This is a genomic window from Streptomyces sp. NPDC001513, assembly GCF_042894695.1.
Classification (GTDB): domain Bacteria; phylum Actinomycetota; class Actinomycetes; order Streptomycetales; family Streptomycetaceae; genus Streptomyces.
Genome location: NZ_JBIAVU010000008.1, coordinates 82,092 through 98,151 on the forward strand (window position 1 = coordinate 82,092; position 16,060 = coordinate 98,151).

The window sequence follows — 16,060 nt, forward strand, 5'->3', positions numbered from 1 at the left end:
TGCCCTTTCGGGAGGTGTACCGCTGGTCGGGCGGTGGGTTCTTATCGGTCCCCGAAGATCGTGCGGTGCCAGTCCTTCGCGGCCACCGCGGTGTTGTCGTACATCACGTGCTTGACCTGCGTGTACTCCTCGAAGGAGTAGGCGGACATGTCCTTTCCGAAGCCGCTGGCCTTGTAGCCCCCGTGGGGCATCTCGCTGATGATCGGGATGTGGTCGTTGACCCAGACGCAGCCCGCCTGGATCTCACGGGTGGCGCGGTTCGCCCGGTAGAGGTCGCGGCTCCAGGCCGAGGCCGCGAGTCCGTACGGGGTGTCGTTGGCCAGCGCGATGCCCTCGTCGTCGGTGTCGAAGGGCAGGACCACGAGGACCGGGCCGAAGATCTCGGACTGGACCACCTCGCTGTCCTGGGCGGCGCCGGAGATGAGGGTGGGCCGGTAGTACGCGCCGTCGGCCAGCTCGCCCGCCGGGATCTCGCCGCCGGTGACGACGGTGGCGTAGGCGCGGGCCCGCTCGACGAAGCCGGCGACCCGGTCGCGCTGGGCGTGCGAGACCAGCGGGCCGAGGTCGGTGGTGGGCGCGAAGGGGTCGCCGAGGCGGACTGTCTCCATCAGCTCGGCCACCCGGGCGACGAAGGCGTCGTGGAGGGGGCGCTGCACGTAGGCGCGGGTGGCGGCGGTGCAGTCCTGGCCGGTGTTGATGAGGGAGGCGGCGACCGCGCCGTGCGCGGCGGCCTCCAGGTCGGCGTCGTCGAAGACGAGGAAGGGGGCCTTGCCGCCGAGCTCCAGGTGGAGCCGCTTGACGGTGGCGGTGGCGATCTCGGCGACCCGCTTGCCGACGGCGGTGGAGCCGGTGAAGGAGGTCATCACCACGTCGGGGTGGCCGACCAGGTGCTCGCCGGCCACGCGGCCGGCGCCGGTGACGATGTTGATCACGCCGTCGGGCAGGCCCGCCTCCTTGGCCGCCTGCGCGAACATCAGGGCGGTCAGCGGGGTGAGCTCGGCGGGCTTGAGGACGATCGTGTTGCCCGCGGCGATCGCCGGGAGGATCTTCCAGGCGGCCATCTGGAGCGGATAGTTCCAGGGCGCGATGGAGCCGACGACCCCGATGGCCTCGCGGCGTACGTAGGAGGTGTGGTCGCCCGAGTACTCGCCGGCGGCCTGCCCCTGGAGGTGGCGGGCGGCTCCGGCGAAGAAGGCGGTGTTGTCGATGGTCCCCGGCACGTCGAACTCCGTGGACAGCCTGATCGGCTTGCCGCACTGGAGGGACTCGGCGTACGCGAAGTCCTCCGCCTGCTCGGCCAGCACGGCGGCCAGCCGGTGCAGGGCGTCCGAACGCTCGCCGGGGGTGGCGCCGGACCATGCCGGGAAGGCACGCTTGGCAGCGGCGACCGCCTCGTCGACGTCCGCGGTACTCGCCAGTTCGTAGGTGAGGACCTCGTCGCCTGTCGCCGGATCGACCACCGTGTGTGACTGTCCGGAGGTGCCGGGCCTGATCTGCCCGTCGATGTACTGCGCGCCGTCTGCGAAGCGGTCCTTGACCTGGAAGCGGTTGCCCATCACGCTCTCACGCTCTCCGTAGCTACAGTTCGAGCTACAGCTCGAATTGAGTGCCGATCCTGACAGAGGCGGTGCCCTCGGCCAAGTGATTCCGTTGTTGCCTTTTGATTACGCGACGGAATCGGTCGACCATGTGTCGAGGCACACCGGAAATCCCGTACGAAGTGTCAGTGGCGACTGCCAGACTCGCGTGCATGGAGATGATCGAGGGCCTGATCAAGCAGGTCAGCCGTGGTGAACGGGTGAAGTACCTGCCGTTCTGGGGGCACCGGCCGCTGCCCGACGGCAGGCTCGGTCCGAGCTGCCTGAGCCAGTGGTGGCCGTCCGCCTTCACTGTAGGTGACGTCCGTTATGCGACGGCCGAGCACTGGATGATGGCCGGCAAGGCCCGGCTGTTCGGGGACGCCGAGGGCGAGCGGGCCGCGCTGGCGGCGAAGAGCCCGGCGCAGGCGAAGAAGGCCGGGCGGCTCGTGCGCGGCTTCGACAACGCGATATGGGAGCGGGAGCGCTTCGCCCTGGTGGTGGAGGGCAGCGTGCACAAGTTCGGCTCCGACCCGGCGCTGCGCTCGTACCTGCTGGGCACCGGGAGCCGGGTGCTGGTGGAGGCGAGCCCGATGGACCGGATCTGGGGCATCGGACTGGCCGCCGACGACGATCGCGCCCTGGATCCGGCGCGCTGGCGCGGGCTGAACCTGCTGGGCTTCGCCCTGATGGAGGCCCGGGAGCGACTGCGCGGGGACGCCGCGTGACGGAGCGGCGCCGGGTCGCCGCGGTCATCGTCCGCGACGGCTGCGTGCTGATGGTGCGCGAGCGCGGCAGGGGGGCCACGGGGCGGCACGACGGGCCGGAGTACTGGACCCTGCCCGGCGGCGGCCTGGAGGCGGGCGAGGAGCCCGAGGAGGCGGTCCGGCGGGAGGTGGCCGAGGAGACCGGCCTGCGCGCCCTGGGCGTGCGGTACGCGTACGAGGCGCCCTACCCCTCGGGCCGGACCTCCTGCTTCCGGGTGGACGTGGCGCCCGGGGAGCCGGTCCTGGGCGTCGACGCGGACCTGGAGTGCGACTGCCCCCGGATGGTCGGGCTGATCTGGGTCCCGCTCTCGCGCGGTACGGACGGCGCGTCGGTCATGGTGCCCACGCTGCTCAGTAATTGCGTGGTGGATCCCGGCCCCGCCGCCTAACGTGATCCATGTCCAGGTGCGAAGGCGAGACCTACTTCGAATCCAAATCGGGCGGTCGCGGGTTCGAGTCCCGTCACCGGTGTCATGCCGGTGTAGCTCAGTTGGCAGAGCACCATGTGGTTTCGCCGACCTTGTTCTCTGGACACCTACGTCACGCACCTCCCGGTGCGCGGGCAGCGGCTCCTTCTTTTGCAAAGAATCTCCAAGCCGCCGCCACCTTGATCTCGGGAGGCCGCGTGCGGGATGCCCGGTGCGCAGGCGACGGCTACTTCCGGATCGGGAGGTGGCGGGTTCGAATCCCGCCCGGCTCAGGCCGGTAGCTCAGCTGGACAGAGCACCCGACTTTGTCCGTCGCCGACCTCTGATCTCGGGCATCCCGCACGTCACGCCTCCCCCGCTTCCTTTGAATTCGGGGGGATTCACCATGGCTCGCTTCAACCTGCGCGCGTCCAAGTCCGCGACCGCGTCGGCCGCTTCGCCCACGTCGCCCGTACGCTCGGCCGACCGGGCCCGCACCGGCCAGGGCGGCCCCGGCCACCTGCGCGATCCCCGCTCCGAGCTGTTCCTGCTCGCCGTCGCCAACTTCGTGACGCAGCGCACCGCGTACGAGAGCGGCGAGGCCCGCGACGACCGCTTCGCCGCGCTCGTGCGCACCCTCGCCGTCGAGGATCCCGCGTGGACGGCCGGCCTGCTCGGCTGGCTCCGCGGGGACGCGAACATGCGCACCGCCTCCCTCGTCGGCGCCGCCGAGTACGTCAAGGCCCGGCTCGACGCGGGCGCCACCGACGGGCCTTCGAACCGCCGGGTCGTGGATTCCGTACTGCGGCGCGCGGACGAGCCCGGTGAGCTGCTGGCCTACTGGACGGCGACGTACGGCCGGGCCGTGCCCAAGCCCGTCAAGCGCGGCATCGCCGACGCCGTGCGCCGGCTCTACTCCGGCACCTCGCTGCTGAAGTACGACACGGATTCCAAGGCCTACCGCTTCGGTGACGTCCTCAACCTCGTGCACGCCTCCCCCGACCCGGCCAAGCCCTGGCAGGGCGAGCTGTTCCGCTACGCCCTCGACCGCCGGCACAACCCGGACGGCGCGCAGGTCCCGGCCGGCAACCGCACCCTCACCGCCCACCGGGCGCTGATGGGGCTGCCGGTCTCCGAGCGGCGTGGTGTGGTCCTCGCCCCGGACGGCGCGGAGCGGCTCGCGGAGGCGGGCATGACCTGGGAGGCGCTGGCCGGCTGGCTGCAGGGACCGATGGACGCGGCCGCCTGGGAGGCGGTCATCCCGTCGATGGGTGCGATGGCGCTGCTGCGCAACCTGCGCAACTTCGACCAGGCCGGGGTCTCGGACGCGGTGGCCGCTCAGGTCGCGGCGAGGATCTCCGACCCGGAGGTCGTCGCCCGGTCGCGGCAGTTCCCCTTCCGCTACCTGGCCGCCCATCAGCACGCCCCGTCGCTGCGCTGGGCGTACCCGCTGGAGCAGGCGCTCGGCCACTCGCTGGCCAACGTACCGGCGCTGCCCGGCCGGACGCTGGTCCTCGTCGACCGGTCCGGGTCGATGTGGTCCCCGCTGTCGGACCGCTCGAAGCTCAACCGGGCGGACGCGGCGGCCGTGTTCGGCGCGGCGCTGGCGCTGCGGGCCGAACACGCCGACCTGGTCCAGTTCGGCACGACGAGCAAGGCCGTCCGGTACGGCCGGGGCGAGTCCGTGCTGAAGGTGCTGGAGCGCTTCGGGGACCTCGGCGGCACCTACACGGCCCAGGCCGTGAGGGAGCACTACCGGGACCACGGCCGGGTGCTGATCGTCACCGACGAGCAGGCCGCCTCGTACGGCCACGGCGGCGATCCGACGGCGGAGGTGCCGGCCGCGGTTCCGGTCTACACGTGGAACCTGGCCGGCTACCGGGTCGGGCACGCGCCGTCGGGCGGCGGGAACCGGCACACCTTCGGCGGGCTCACCGACGCGGCCTTCCGGATGGTGTCCCTGATCGAGGACGGCCGCAACGCGGACTGGCCCTGGGCCTCCTGAGCCGTCCGCGCCCCGGTCAGACCTTCTCGTGGACCTGGGAGTTGTCGTACGGGCTGTCGTACGGGGAATCGTCGATCGGCCCCAGGTCCATGAGACTGGCGAACGCGGCCACGAGTATCAGCACGCCGAGCAGGATGCCCACGGCGCCCAGGATGATGCCCGCGAGCGCCATCCCGCCGTTGTCGGCCTCGCCGCGGTTCGCCTTGCCCTTGCCGAGGGCGCCGAAGACGACCGCGGCGATCCCGATGGCCACGCCCGCGAAGCTCAGGAAGCAGCCGAGGACCGAGATGATGCCGAGGACGAGCGCGGCTATGCCGAAGCCGTTGCTGGGCTGCGGCCCGTACGGCGCGTAGGAGCCGTGGCCCGGGTATCCCTGCGGGCCGCCCGGATACCCCTGCGGGCCGCCGGGGTATCCCTGCGGGCCCGGGTAGCCCTGGTATCCGGCGGGGCCGGGGTAGCCCGCGTCGCCGGGGTATCCGTAACCGGGTTGCTGGACCGGATATCCGTACGCCGCGGACGCGGGGCCGGCCGGCGGCGCGTCCGCGGCAGGCGTCGGCATCGGCGTCGGAGCGGTCGGCGGCAGCTGGTCTCCCGGCATTCCGGCGAGCGTCTGCTGGTCGTGCACGGACGGCGGGCCCGACACGCCCGGCGTGCCGTTGGTGTCCTGCGTGCCCGGCGTGCCCTGCGGCTTGCCCAGCTCCACTGCGGGCCGCTCCGGCGGCGCCCACGGGTCGCTCGGCTCGGGACTGCTGTCGTTCATACGGCGCCCCCCTCTCGTACAGCCATGCTAAGCGCTGCCACCGACAGTCACGGGCCTGCCTACGATGAATCCCGACCTGCCCGCAACCGCGTCCTCCCGGAGGCAACCCCATGACCGACCTGCACCCCTTCATCGCGGGGCTGCCCAAGGCCGAACTCCACGTCCACCACGTCGGCTCGGCATCCCCGCGCATCGTGGCCGAGCTCGCCTCCCGGCACCCCGACTCCAAGGTCCCCACCGACCCCGAGGCCCTCGCCGACTACTTCACCTTCACCGACTTCGCCCACTTCATCGAGGTCTACCTGTCGGTCGTCGACCTGGTCCGTACCCCGGACGACGTACGCACCCTCACCTTCGAAGTCGCCCGTGACATGGCCCGGCAGAACATCCGCTACGCCGAGCTGACCATCACCCCGTACTCCTCCACCAGCCGCGGCATCGACGAGCGGGCCTTCATGGAGGCCATCGAGGACGCCCGCAAGGCCGCCGAGGCCGAACTCGGCGTCATCCTGCGCTGGTGCTTCGACATCCCCGGCGAGGCCGGCCTCGAAGCCGCCGCCGAGACCGCCCGGCTCGCCGTCGACCTGCACCCCGAGGGCCTCGTCTCCTTCGGCCTGGGCGGGCCCGAGATCGGCGTCCCGCGCCCGCAGTTCAAGCCGTACTTCGACGCGGCGCGCGCCGCCGGCCTGCACAGCGTGCCGCATGCCGGCGAGACCACCGGTCCGGAGACCGTCTGGGACGCCATCCGCGAGCTCGGCGCCGAGCGCATCGGCCACGGCACCAGCTCCACGCAGGACCCGGAGCTCCTCGCCTACCTCGCCGAGCACCGCATCGCACTGGAGGTCTGCCCGACCTCCAACATCGCCACCCGCGCGGTCACCGACCTCGACCAGCACCCCGTCAAGGAGATGGTCGCGGCGGGCGTGCTCGTCACCATCAACAGCGACGACCCGCCGATGTTCGGGTCCGACCTCAACAACGAGTACGCGGTGGCCGCCCGGCTCCTGGACCTCGACGAGCGCGGTCTCGCGCAGCTCGCGAAGAACGCCGTCGAGGCCTCCTTCCTGGAGCCGGCCGGCAAGGCGCGGATCATCGCGGAGATCGACGCGTACACCGCCGAATGGCTGGCGCGCTGACGTCCAATTGACGTCCGCGGCACGGAGAATGGGGCCATGCGCACCCTGACTGCCGTCGGCCACCGCGGCGATCCCTACCGTGTCCGTGAGAACACCCTGCCCTCGATCCGCTCCGCCTTCGCCCGCGGGGCGGACGCGGTCGAGATCGACGTCCGGCTGACCCGTGACGGGGTGCCGGTCCTGCTCCACGACGACACGCTCCAGCGGCTGTGGGGCCATGACGTACGCCTCGGCGACGTCACGGCCCCCCAGCTCAAGGAGTTGACGCAGGGCGGCGTTCCCACGCTGCGCGACGCCCTGATGGCCGCGGGGGCGGGGCGGCTGATGCTCGACCTCCCGGGTGCCACGTCCGAGTCGGTGCGCACGGTGGTGGGCCTGGTCCGCGAGTGCGGCGCGCGCGAGCGGACGTACTACTGCGCGGGCCCCGACTCGATGCTGGCGGTCCGCGCCGCCGATCCGGGCGCGGAGATCGCGCTGACCTGGACCACGCTGTCGCCGCCGCGGCGGGTGCTGATCGACGCCGTGGCGCCGCGCTGGCTCAACTACCGCTTCGGGCTGGTGAGCCGGGAGCTGACGGACGCGCTCCACCGGGACGGCCTGCTGGTCTCGGCCTGGACCGCGGACACCAAGTGCACGATGAAGCGGCTCGTCAAGGCGGGGGTCGACGCGGTCACCACGAACCGGGTGGACGTCCTTGCGCGCGTTCGGGCCGAGTCCGGACGGTGATACGCGCGCTGGGCCGGCGGGTCGGGCGGCTGCGCGCAGCCCCTCCGTGGGTCGTGGACCTGGGCCTGACCGTGCTGGTACAGCTGGCCGTCACGATGCCGTTCGTGCTGCCGCGGGAGCCCGGGCTGCCGCCGGTGACCTGGGCCTCGTACGCGGCCACCACGCTGGGAGTGGCGCCGCTGGCGTGGCGGCGGCGCCGGCCCGTGCTCGTCCTGGTGGCGATCCTGCTGATCGGCGGCGTGTACAAGGTGACGATGGACGGGCCCGGCCAGCCGCTTCCGTACGCCGGGCTGATGGCCTTCTTCACGGTCGCCCTGCAGTGTCCCGGCCGGGTGCGGGCGGTGGTCGGGGCGGGCTCGGTGGTGGCCGTCGCCGCGTCCGTGGGGCTGGAGACGGGCACGGCCAGGGAGCTGTCCTTCACCCTGTTCTGCGCGGGCGCCGCCTACGCGCTGGGCCGGCTCCAGTTCACCCGGCAGGCCTATACCGCGGCCGTGGAGGACCGGGCGGCGCAGCTGGAGCGGGCGAACCGGATCGAGGCGGAGCAGGCGGCGGCGCGCGAACGGGCCCGGATAGCGCGGGAGATGCACGACATCCTCTCGCACGCCGTCAGCATCATGATCGTGCAGGCGGAGGCCGGTCCGGTGGCGGTGCGCAGGGCGCCGGAGCGGGCCGAGGCGGCCTTCGAGGCGATCGCCGAGACCGGGCGGGACGCGATGGCGCAGCTGCGCACCATGCTGGGGGTGCTCCGTACGGACGAGGCGGCTCCGCGTGCGCCGCAGCCCGGGATCGGGGCGCTGCCGGCGCTCCTCGACCGGGTGCGGGCCGGCGGGATCCGGGTGTCGTACGAGCGGTCGGGCGAGGTGCGCGAGCTCGCGGCGGCGCTGGAGGCGACGGTGCACCGGGTGGTGCAGGAGGCGCTGACGAACGTGGTGAAGCACGCGGGCGCCTCGGCGGTGGAGGTCCGGCTGGAGTACGGGGCGCGGGCGCTCACCGTCTCGGTGACGGACGACGGGCGGGGGCCCGGGCCGGGCTCGGGCGGGCACGGTCTGATCGGGATCCGCGAGCGGGCGGCGGCGCACGGCGGGACGGCGCGGACGGGTCCGGGGCCGGACGGGCGCGGGTTCTCGGTGCGGGCCGTCCTTGTAACCTCACCGCTGGAGGTGGGGAGTTGACGATCCGTGTGGTGGTGGCCGACGACCAGGAACTGGTGCGCAGCGGGTTCGCGATGATCCTGGACGCCCAGGAGGACATCGAGGTCGTGGCGGAGGCGGGGGACGGCGCGGCGGCGGTGGAGGCGGTGGCCCGGCTCGCTCCGGACGTGGTGCTGCTGGACATCCGGATGCCGGTGCTGGACGGGATCGAGGCGTGCCGGACGATCTCGGCGCGCAGCGCGTGCCGGACGGTGATGCTGACGACCTTCGATTCGGACGAGTACGTGTACGAGGCGCTGCACGCGGGGGCGAGCGGGTTCCTGCTGAAGGACGTGCGGCGGGACGATCTGGTGCACGCGGTACGGGTGGTGGCGGCGGGCGAGTCCCTGCTGGCGCCTTCGGTGGCGCGGCGGCTGATCGAGGAGTACACGGCGGTGACGGCGCGGCCCTCCCTTTCGGCGGACCGGCTGGAGGTGCTGACGGCGCGGGAGCGGGAGACGCTGCTGCACCTGGGGCGGGGGCTGTCGAACGCGGAGATCGCGGCAGCGCTGGTGGTGAGCGAGCACACGGTGAAGTCGCACGTGGGGAACGTGCTGGCGAAGCTGGGGCTGCGGGACCGGATCCAGGCGGTGATCTGCGCGTACGAGACGGGCCTGATCGCGGCGGGTACTCCCGCGGGTACTCCCTCTGGGGAGTGAGGGGACGGCGTGTCGTCTCCCTCCCGGAGGTGAGTTGTCGTACCGGTGAAGACCCCTCTTGATGGTGATCCGCAACTACGCCTCTGACCTGGAGCATTGAGGTCATCGGGGCGGATGGTCCCGGTGACCTCACAGGGGGAGCACACCACCATGAACGCACGTACGCGCACGCTGATCGCCGCCGCTCTGGTCCTCGGGATCGCGTCCGGTCCGGTCGTCGCCCACGCCGTTTCGGTTCCCGCGCCGGCGGGGGGCACGGCGGGCGTCTCGGCGCCCCTCGTCCCGGCCCCGCCGAATGCCTCGGCGCTGGAGCGGGCGATCACCGGTCTCGGAGCGGAGCACAAGGACGCGACTGCCGCGCTGGTCCGCGTCGGGGGGACGAGCGGCAGCTGGCGGGGCAGTTCCGGTGTCGCGGACATCGTCACCGGGCGGCCGGCCGTCGAACAGGGGAGGTTCCGGGCGGGGTCGGTGACCAAGACCTTCACCGCGGCGGTGGTGCTCCAGCTGGCGGCCGAGCGCCGGGTGGATCTGGACGGGCCGGTCCGGCGGTACCTGCCCGAGACTGTCTCCGATGCCTACGGCACGGTCACGGTCCGGCAGTTGCTCAACCACACCAGCGGCATACCGGCGGCGGACGGCCCGGGCGACTCGTTCGAGGCGCAGTGGGAGCACCGCTTCGATGTGACCGACCCGCACGACCAGCTGGCCAATGCCCTCGCGAAGAAGCCGGAGTTCACCCCGGGCTCGGCCCAGCACTACCTGAACATCAACTACACCTTGCTGGGCGCGCTCGTCGAGAAGGTGACGGGCACCTCGTACGAGGAGGCGGTCGGCCGGCGGATCCTGAGGCCGCTCGGTCTGCGTCAGACCTCCTTCCCGTCCCGGACGCAGACGAGGATCCTCGGTCCGCACAACCGTGGGTACCAGGCACTCCCCAAGGCGGACGGCTCCCGGGAGCTGCGGGACGTGACCGACTGGAACTCCTCGGACCGCTGGGCGGCCGGGGACATCATCTCGACCACGGCCGATCTGGAGCGGTTCACCAAGGCCCTGTTCAGCGAGCGGATCGTGCCGGCGGCCCAGCTGGAGGAGATGTTCACGGTGCCCGCGGTGAAGAACTTCACCAACGGGAAGGACGCCACGCTGACCGCGGGACTGTCCAGGATCGTCCTGCCGGACGGCACCGTGGCGTGGGGCAAGTCCGGCGGTCGGTACGGGTACAACACCGGCATAGGTGCGACCCGGGACCTGTCCCGCACCCTGGTCTACTCGGTCAACTCCACGAACGCCAAGGGCGAGGACACGAACCCGGTGGTCTTGGGCATCGTGATGGCGGCCTTCGCCCGGTAGGCATCAAGCAGGCATCGCCTCAAGGCGCTTGATCATGCGGCGGAGCACCAGCAGGGGGATGACCCCGAAGACGCCGAACGACATGTCGATGACGCTCCACCAGATGGGGATGCCCCGGATCGGGCCGCAGATCAGGGCCAGGGGTATCACTCCGGCGCAGGCGATCATGCCGGCTTCGACGATCCAGATGTTGCGGACGGGGTCGCGGTGGACGCCGTAGAAGAAGACGGCGATGACGAGGTGGGCGAAGGCGAGCCAGTCGGTTCCGTAGAGGAGGAAGGGGTAGTCGGCATCGGCCCGGTCCAGGCCGTCGCCCACCCGTCGCACCCAGTCGTTGTCCACGAGGGAGTTGAGCCAGTGGAGTTCGGTGACCAGGGGGAAGGCGGTGAGGCCGCTGAGCACCAGGCAGATGAGGAACAGGGTCAACCAGGCACGGATCCGCCGCTGAAGGGCGCTTCTCTCGCTCATGGGGGTAAGCGTACGCAGTTTTCTGAACACGTTCAGCCAAATTGCTGAACGCGTTCAGTTCCGTGGCCGGACCGTGATCAGAGTCCGACGATCGCGTTCCAGCGCCTGGCGAAGGAGCGGCGCTCGGCCGAGGAGATGTCCCGGGACACCACGAGCCGCTTGCGCATCTCGTCGTCCGGGAAGATCAGCGGGTTCTCGGCCAGCTCGGCGGTCTCCTTGTCGTCGGAGCCGGCCAGGACCTCCCGGGCGGCCGGGACCGGGCAGACGTAGTTGACGGAGGCGGCCAGCGAGGCGGCCACCGCCGGGTCGTAGTAGTAGTCGATCAGGGCCTCGGCATTGGCCTTGTGGCGGGCCAGGTTGGGGACGAGCAGGCTCTCGGCCCAGAGTTCGGCCCCCTCCTCGGGGACCACGAACTCGATGTCCGGGTTGTCGGCCTGGAGCTGGATGACATCACCGGAGTAGGCCTGGCAGGCGAGGACGTCGCCCTTGCTCAGATCGGAGGTGTAGTCGTTGCCGGTGAAACGGCGGATGTGCTTCTTCTTCACCATGCTCTCGACCTGGTCGCACATCCGGTGGAAGTCGGACTCGGTCCAGCGGGTGACGTCCACGCCGTTGCCCTGCATCAGCAGGGAGAAGGACTCGTCGAGGCCGGAGAGGAGGGTGACGCGGCCCGCCAGGTCCGGGTGCCAGAGGTCCTTGACCGACTTGATCTCCCGGCCCAGGGCCTTGCGGTTGTAGGCGATGCCGGTGATGCCCGACTGCCAGGGCACGGTGTGCAGCCGGCCCTCGTCGAAGGCGGGGGAACGCAGCTGGGGGTCGAGGTGCCTGGACACGTTGGGCTGCGCCGAGCGGTCCAGCTTCTGGGCCCAGCCCAGGTGGACGAAGCGGGCGGCCATCCAGTCGCTGACCACGACCAGGTCGTGGCCGGTCTCCTGGTGATTCATCAGGGCCGGGCTGATCTTGCCGAAGAACTCGTCGTTGTCGTTGATCTCCTCGGTGTACCGGACCTCGATGCCGGTCTGCTCCGAGAAGGCCTCCAGCGTCGGCCGGCGCTCCTCGTCCTCCTCGTCGGTGTCGATGTAGAGCGGCCAGTTGGAGAAGGCGACGCTCCGGTCCCGCTCGGACCGGTCCGGTCCCGTACGCCGTTCCTCGGGAACGTAGGCGGCCGGCACACCGCAGCCGACGAGGGCGGCCGACAGGCCCGCGGCACCGAGGCCGTACAGCGCCGCACGGCGGGAGAAGGCGAGTTCAGGCATGGGCACAGCCTCGGGGAACGCGGAAGGGCGGGCAATAGACATGTTGTCTACTGCCCGCCCCATCAACGCTGTGCTGTGATCGATGCGGCCGATCAGCCGTCGAGCGAGGTCATCACGTGCTTGATGCGCGTGTAGTCCTCGAAGCCGTAGGCGGAGAGGTCCTTGCCGTAGCCGGACTTCTTGAAGCCGCCGTGCGGCATCTCGGCGACGAGCGGGATGTGGGTGTTGATCCACACGCAGCCGAAGTCGAGGTTCTTGGACATCCGCATCGCGCGGCCGTGGTTCTTGGTCCACACCGAGGAGGCGAGGGCGAACTCGACGCCGTTCGCGTACTCCAGGGCCTGGGCCTCGTCCGTGAAGGACTGGACGGTGATGACGGGGCCGAAGACCTCGTTCTGGATGATCTCGTCGTCCTGCTTGAGGCCGGAGACCACGGTCGGGGCGTAGAAGAAGCCCTTCTCGCCGACCCGGTGGCCACCCGCCTCGACCTTGGCGTGGGCGGGGAGGCGCTCGATGAAGCCCGCGACCTGCTTGAGCTGGTTCGGGTTGTTCAGCGGGCCGTACAGCACGTCCTCGTCGTCCGGCTGGCCGGTCTTCGTGTCCGCGGCGGCCTTGGCGAGCGCGGCCACGAACTCGTCGTGGATCGACTGGTGCACGAGCACGCGGGTGGCGGCGGTGCAGTCCTGGCCGGCGTTGAAGTAGCCGGCCACCGCGATGTCCTCGACGGCCTTCGGGATGTCGGCGTCCTCGAAGACCACGACCGGGGCCTTGCCGCCGAGCTCCAGGTGGACGCGCTTGACGTCCTTGGAGGCGCTCTCGGCGACCTGCATGCCGGCGCGCACCGAGCCGGTGATGGAGGCCATCGCCGGGGTGGAGTGCTCGACCATGGCCTTGCCGGTCTCGCGGTCGCCGCAGATGACGTTGAAGACGCCCTTGGGCAGGACCGAGTCGATGATCTCCGCCATCAGGACGGTGGAGGCCGGGGTGGTGTCCGAGGGCTTGAGCACGACGGTGTTGCCCGCCGCGATGGCCGGGGCGAACTTCCACACGGCCATCATCATCGGGTAGTTCCACGGCGCGACCTGGGCACAGACGCCGACCGGCTCACGGCGGACGATCGAGGTCATCCCCTCCATGTACTCGCCGGCCGAGCGGCCCTCCAGCAGACGGGCGGCGCCCGCGAAGAAGCGGATCTGGTCCACCATCGGCGGCAGCTCCTCGCTGGCCGTGAGGCCCAGCGGCTTGCCGGTGTTCTCCGACTCGGCGGCGACGAGCTCGTCCGCGCGCGCCTCGAAGGCGTCCGCGATCTTCAGCAGCGCCTTCTGGCGCTCGGCGGGGGTGGTGTCGCGCCAGCCCGGGAAGGCCGCCGCGGCGGCGGCCATGGCGGCGTCGACGTCGGCCTGGCCCGAGAGCGGGGCCGTGGCGTACGCCTCGCCGGTGGCCGGGTTGACCACCTCGGTGGTCCGCCCGTCGGCGGCGTCCTTGAACTCCCCGCCGATGTAGTTGCGCAGACGACGCAGTTCGGTGGTCACTACAGCCACACTCCTGATCACATGTCCAACGATTGAGACAAAAGCCAAGCCTAGCTCCTAGGCGGAGGCTTTCGACAGACCCAGAGGCCACCAACTACGAAATCAGTGAGATCCGAGTGCCCAAACAACGGATTTCATCGATTCCGTCTTGCGGAACAGACGACCCTCGTGCACAGTGAGGTCGTGGTCAGTCGAAGCGCAGATTCCAGGAACAGACAACCGTCCCCTTCGGTCGATGCTGTGTCCCTGGCGATCATCGAGCAACTGCAGGAGGACGGCCGCCGTCCCTACGCATCGATCGGCAAGGCCGTCGGCCTCTCCGAAGCTGCCGTGCGCCAGCGCGTGCAGAAGCTGCTCGACCAGGGCGTCATGCAGATCGTCGCCGTCACCGACCCGCTCACCGTGGGTCTGCGACGCCAGGCCATGGTCGGCATCAACGTCGAGGGCGACCTCGACCCGGTGGCCGATGCGCTGACCGCCATGGCCGAGTGCGAGTACGTGGTGATGACCGCCGGGTCGTTCGACCTGATGGTGGAGATCGTCTGCGAGGACGACGACCACCTGCTCGAAACGATCAACAAGAAGATCCGCACGCTCCCCGGCGTGCGATCAACCGAAAGCTTCGTTTACCTGAAGCTGAAGAAGCAGACCTACATGTGGGGAACCCGATAACCGTGAGCCAGGACCTCTCCAAGACCGCGTACGACCACCTGTGGATGCACTTCACCCGCATGTCGTCCTACGAGAACTCCCCCGTCCCCACCATCGTCCGGGGCGAGGGCACCTACATCTGGGACGACAAGGGCAAGCGCTACCTCGACGGCCTCGCCGGCCTGTTCGTGGTCAACGCCGGTCACGGCCGCAAGGAACTGGCCGAGGTCGCGTACAAGCAGGCCCAGGAACTCGCGTTCTTCCCCATCTGGTCGTACGCGCACCCCAAGGCCGTCGAGCTCGCCGAGCGCCTCGCCCACTACGCCCCCGGCGACCTGAACAAGGTCTTCTTCACCACCGGTGGCGGCGAGGCCGTCGAGACCGCCTGGAAGCTCGCCAAGCAGTACTTCAAGCTGCAGGGCAAGCACACCAAGTACAAGGTCATCTCGCGTGCGGTCGCCTACCACGGCACCCCGCAGGGCGCCCTGTCCATCACCGGCCTGCCGGCCCTGAAGGCCCCCTTCGAGCCGCTGGTCCCCGGCGCGCACAAGGTGCCGAACACCAACATCTACCGCGCCCCGATCTTCGGCGACGACCCCGAGGCCTACGGCCGCTGGTGCGCCGACCAGATCGAGCAGGAGATCCTCTTCGAGGGCGCCGACACCGTCGCCGCCGTCTTCCTGGAGCCGGTGCAGAACGCCGGCGGCTGCTTCCCGCCGCCGCCCGGGTACTTCCAGCGGGTCCGCGAGATCTGCGACGAGTACGACGTCCTGCTCGTCTCCGACGAGACGATCTGCGCGTTCGGCCGTCTGGGCACGATGTTCGCCTGTGACAAGTTCGACTACGTGCCGGACATGATCACCTGCGCCAAGGGCATGACCTCGGGCTACTCCCCGATCGGCGCCTGCATCATCTCCGACCGCCTCGCGGAGCCCTTCTACAAGGGCGACAACACCTTCCTGCACGGCTACACCTTCGGCGGCCACCCGGTCTCCTCGGCGGTCGCGCTGGCCAACCTCGACATCTTCGACAAGGAAGGCCTCAACCAGCACGTGCTGGACAACGAGGACGCCTTCTTCTCGACGCTGAAGAAGCTGCACGACCTGCCGATCGTCGGCGACGTCCGCGGCAACGGCTACTTCTACGGCATCGAGCTCGTCAAGGACAAGGACACCAAGGAGTCCTTCACGGACGAGGAGACGGAGCGCGTGCTCTACGGCTTCCTCTCCAAGGCGCTCTTCGAGAACGGCCTGTACTGCCGGGCCGACGACCGCGGTGACCCGGTCATCCAGCTCGCGCCGCCGCTGATCGCGGACCAGGGCACCTTCGACGAGATCGAGGGCATCCTGCGCTCGGTGCTCACCGAGGCGTGGACGAAGCTGTAAACAGGCCCGCCCGGCCGGCCAGGATGTAAATCGTCCGAGGCTGCAATAGTCCGATCACATGGCCCGGATCCCCCGTTCGAGTGAGAACGCGGGGGTTCGGGCCGTGTGCTGTCACCATCCAAGACGTTCATCTCTTTACATCTCAGTGCGGCGCCAGTGACCGAACCGGCTCCGCTTCGTTCCCCCGGACG

Annotated in this window: 15 protein-coding genes; 10 read left to right on the top strand and 5 right to left on the bottom strand. The window is 70.4% G+C overall.

Annotated elements, in window-relative coordinates; genetic code table 11:
* Window positions 1-41: 41 nt before the first annotated feature.
* On the bottom strand, window positions 42-1,556 hold the full coding sequence (locus tag ACFYZ4_RS18905; RefSeq protein ID WP_390784512.1) for a gamma-aminobutyraldehyde dehydrogenase: 1,515 nt from the start codon (window positions 1,554-1,556) through the stop codon (window positions 42-44).
* Between the two features lie 194 nt (window positions 1,557-1,750).
* Between ACFYZ4_RS18905 and ACFYZ4_RS18910 the strand changes: the two genes are divergently transcribed.
* The 3 genes from ACFYZ4_RS18910 (at window position 1,751) to ACFYZ4_RS18920 (ending at window position 4,756) form a co-directional block, all read left to right on the top strand.
* Window positions 1,751-2,305, top strand: a complete 555-nt coding sequence (locus ACFYZ4_RS18910; protein WP_390784402.1) for an NADAR family protein — start codon at window positions 1,751-1,753, stop codon at window positions 2,303-2,305.
* Window positions 2,302-2,733, top strand: coding sequence for an NUDIX hydrolase (locus tag ACFYZ4_RS18915; RefSeq protein ID WP_390784403.1), 432 nt, complete (start codon window positions 2,302-2,304; stop codon window positions 2,731-2,733). The genes ACFYZ4_RS18910 and ACFYZ4_RS18915 overlap by 4 nt, the downstream gene beginning before the upstream one ends.
* Before the next feature lie 424 nt (window positions 2,734-3,157).
* On the top strand, window positions 3,158-4,756 hold the full coding sequence (locus ACFYZ4_RS18920) for a TROVE domain-containing protein (protein WP_390784404.1): 1,599 nt from the start codon (window positions 3,158-3,160) through the stop codon (window positions 4,754-4,756).
* Window positions 4,757-4,772: 16 nt separating this feature from the next.
* Here the strand turns inward: ACFYZ4_RS18920 and ACFYZ4_RS18925 are convergent, their stop codons facing one another.
* On the bottom strand, window positions 4,773-5,516 hold the full coding sequence (locus tag ACFYZ4_RS18925; protein ID WP_390784405.1) for a DUF4190 domain-containing protein: 744 nt from the start codon (window positions 5,514-5,516) through the stop codon (window positions 4,773-4,775).
* Window positions 5,517-5,626: 110 nt separating this feature from the next.
* Between ACFYZ4_RS18925 and ACFYZ4_RS18930 the strand changes: the two genes are divergently transcribed.
* From ACFYZ4_RS18930 to ACFYZ4_RS18950, 5 genes are all read left to right on the top strand, one after another.
* On the top strand, window positions 5,627-6,652 hold the full coding sequence (locus tag ACFYZ4_RS18930; RefSeq protein ID WP_351588693.1) for an adenosine deaminase: 1,026 nt from the start codon (window positions 5,627-5,629) through the stop codon (window positions 6,650-6,652).
* Between the two features lie 36 nt (window positions 6,653-6,688).
* A complete protein-coding gene (locus ACFYZ4_RS18935; RefSeq protein WP_351292916.1) occupies window positions 6,689-7,378 on the top strand; it encodes a glycerophosphodiester phosphodiesterase in 690 nt (229 codons plus the stop codon).
* A 95-nt stretch (window positions 7,379-7,473) separates the two neighbouring features.
* Window positions 7,474-8,550, top strand: coding sequence for a sensor histidine kinase (locus tag ACFYZ4_RS18940; protein WP_384340985.1), 1,077 nt, complete (start codon window positions 7,474-7,476; stop codon window positions 8,548-8,550).
* Entirely contained in the window at window positions 8,547-9,227 is a 681-nt protein-coding gene (locus ACFYZ4_RS18945; protein WP_351292914.1) for a response regulator transcription factor, read from the top strand. Before ACFYZ4_RS18940 ends, ACFYZ4_RS18945 begins: the two co-directional genes overlap by 4 nt.
* A 150-nt stretch (window positions 9,228-9,377) precedes the next feature.
* Complete coding sequence (locus tag ACFYZ4_RS18950; RefSeq protein WP_390784406.1) at window positions 9,378-10,577, top strand: serine hydrolase domain-containing protein; 1,200 nt, start codon at window positions 9,378-9,380, stop codon at window positions 10,575-10,577.
* A 3-nt stretch (window positions 10,578-10,580) separates the two neighbouring features.
* Here the strand turns inward: ACFYZ4_RS18950 and ACFYZ4_RS18955 are convergent, their stop codons facing one another.
* From ACFYZ4_RS18955 to ACFYZ4_RS18965, 3 genes are all read right to left on the bottom strand, one after another.
* Window positions 10,581-11,045, bottom strand: coding sequence for a hypothetical protein (locus ACFYZ4_RS18955; RefSeq protein ID WP_351292910.1), 465 nt, complete (start codon window positions 11,043-11,045; stop codon window positions 10,581-10,583).
* Window positions 11,046-11,122: 77 nt separating this feature from the next.
* The gene (locus ACFYZ4_RS18960; RefSeq protein ID WP_351292908.1) at window positions 11,123-12,301 is read right to left on the bottom strand and encodes a spermidine/putrescine ABC transporter substrate-binding protein; all 1,179 of its coding nucleotides are present in this window, start codon (window positions 12,299-12,301) and stop codon (window positions 11,123-11,125) included.
* A gap of 92 nt (window positions 12,302-12,393) precedes the next feature.
* A complete protein-coding gene (locus ACFYZ4_RS18965; RefSeq protein WP_351292906.1) occupies window positions 12,394-13,833 on the bottom strand; it encodes a gamma-aminobutyraldehyde dehydrogenase in 1,440 nt (479 codons plus the stop codon).
* Window positions 13,834-14,001: 168 nt separating this feature from the next.
* Here ACFYZ4_RS18965 and ACFYZ4_RS18970 point away from each other — a divergent pair, with 168 nt between their 5' ends.
* Together ACFYZ4_RS18970 and ACFYZ4_RS18975 are read left to right on the top strand one after the other, a co-directional pair.
* Window positions 14,002-14,505 (top strand): Lrp/AsnC family transcriptional regulator, encoded by a 504-nt coding sequence (locus tag ACFYZ4_RS18970; RefSeq protein WP_007266859.1) that lies wholly within the window; start codon window positions 14,002-14,004, stop codon window positions 14,503-14,505.
* Window positions 14,490-15,869, top strand: coding sequence for an aspartate aminotransferase family protein (locus ACFYZ4_RS18975; protein ID WP_351292904.1), 1,380 nt, complete (start codon window positions 14,490-14,492; stop codon window positions 15,867-15,869). Before ACFYZ4_RS18970 ends, ACFYZ4_RS18975 begins: the two co-directional genes overlap by 16 nt.
* Window positions 15,870-16,060: the final 191 nt, after the last annotated feature.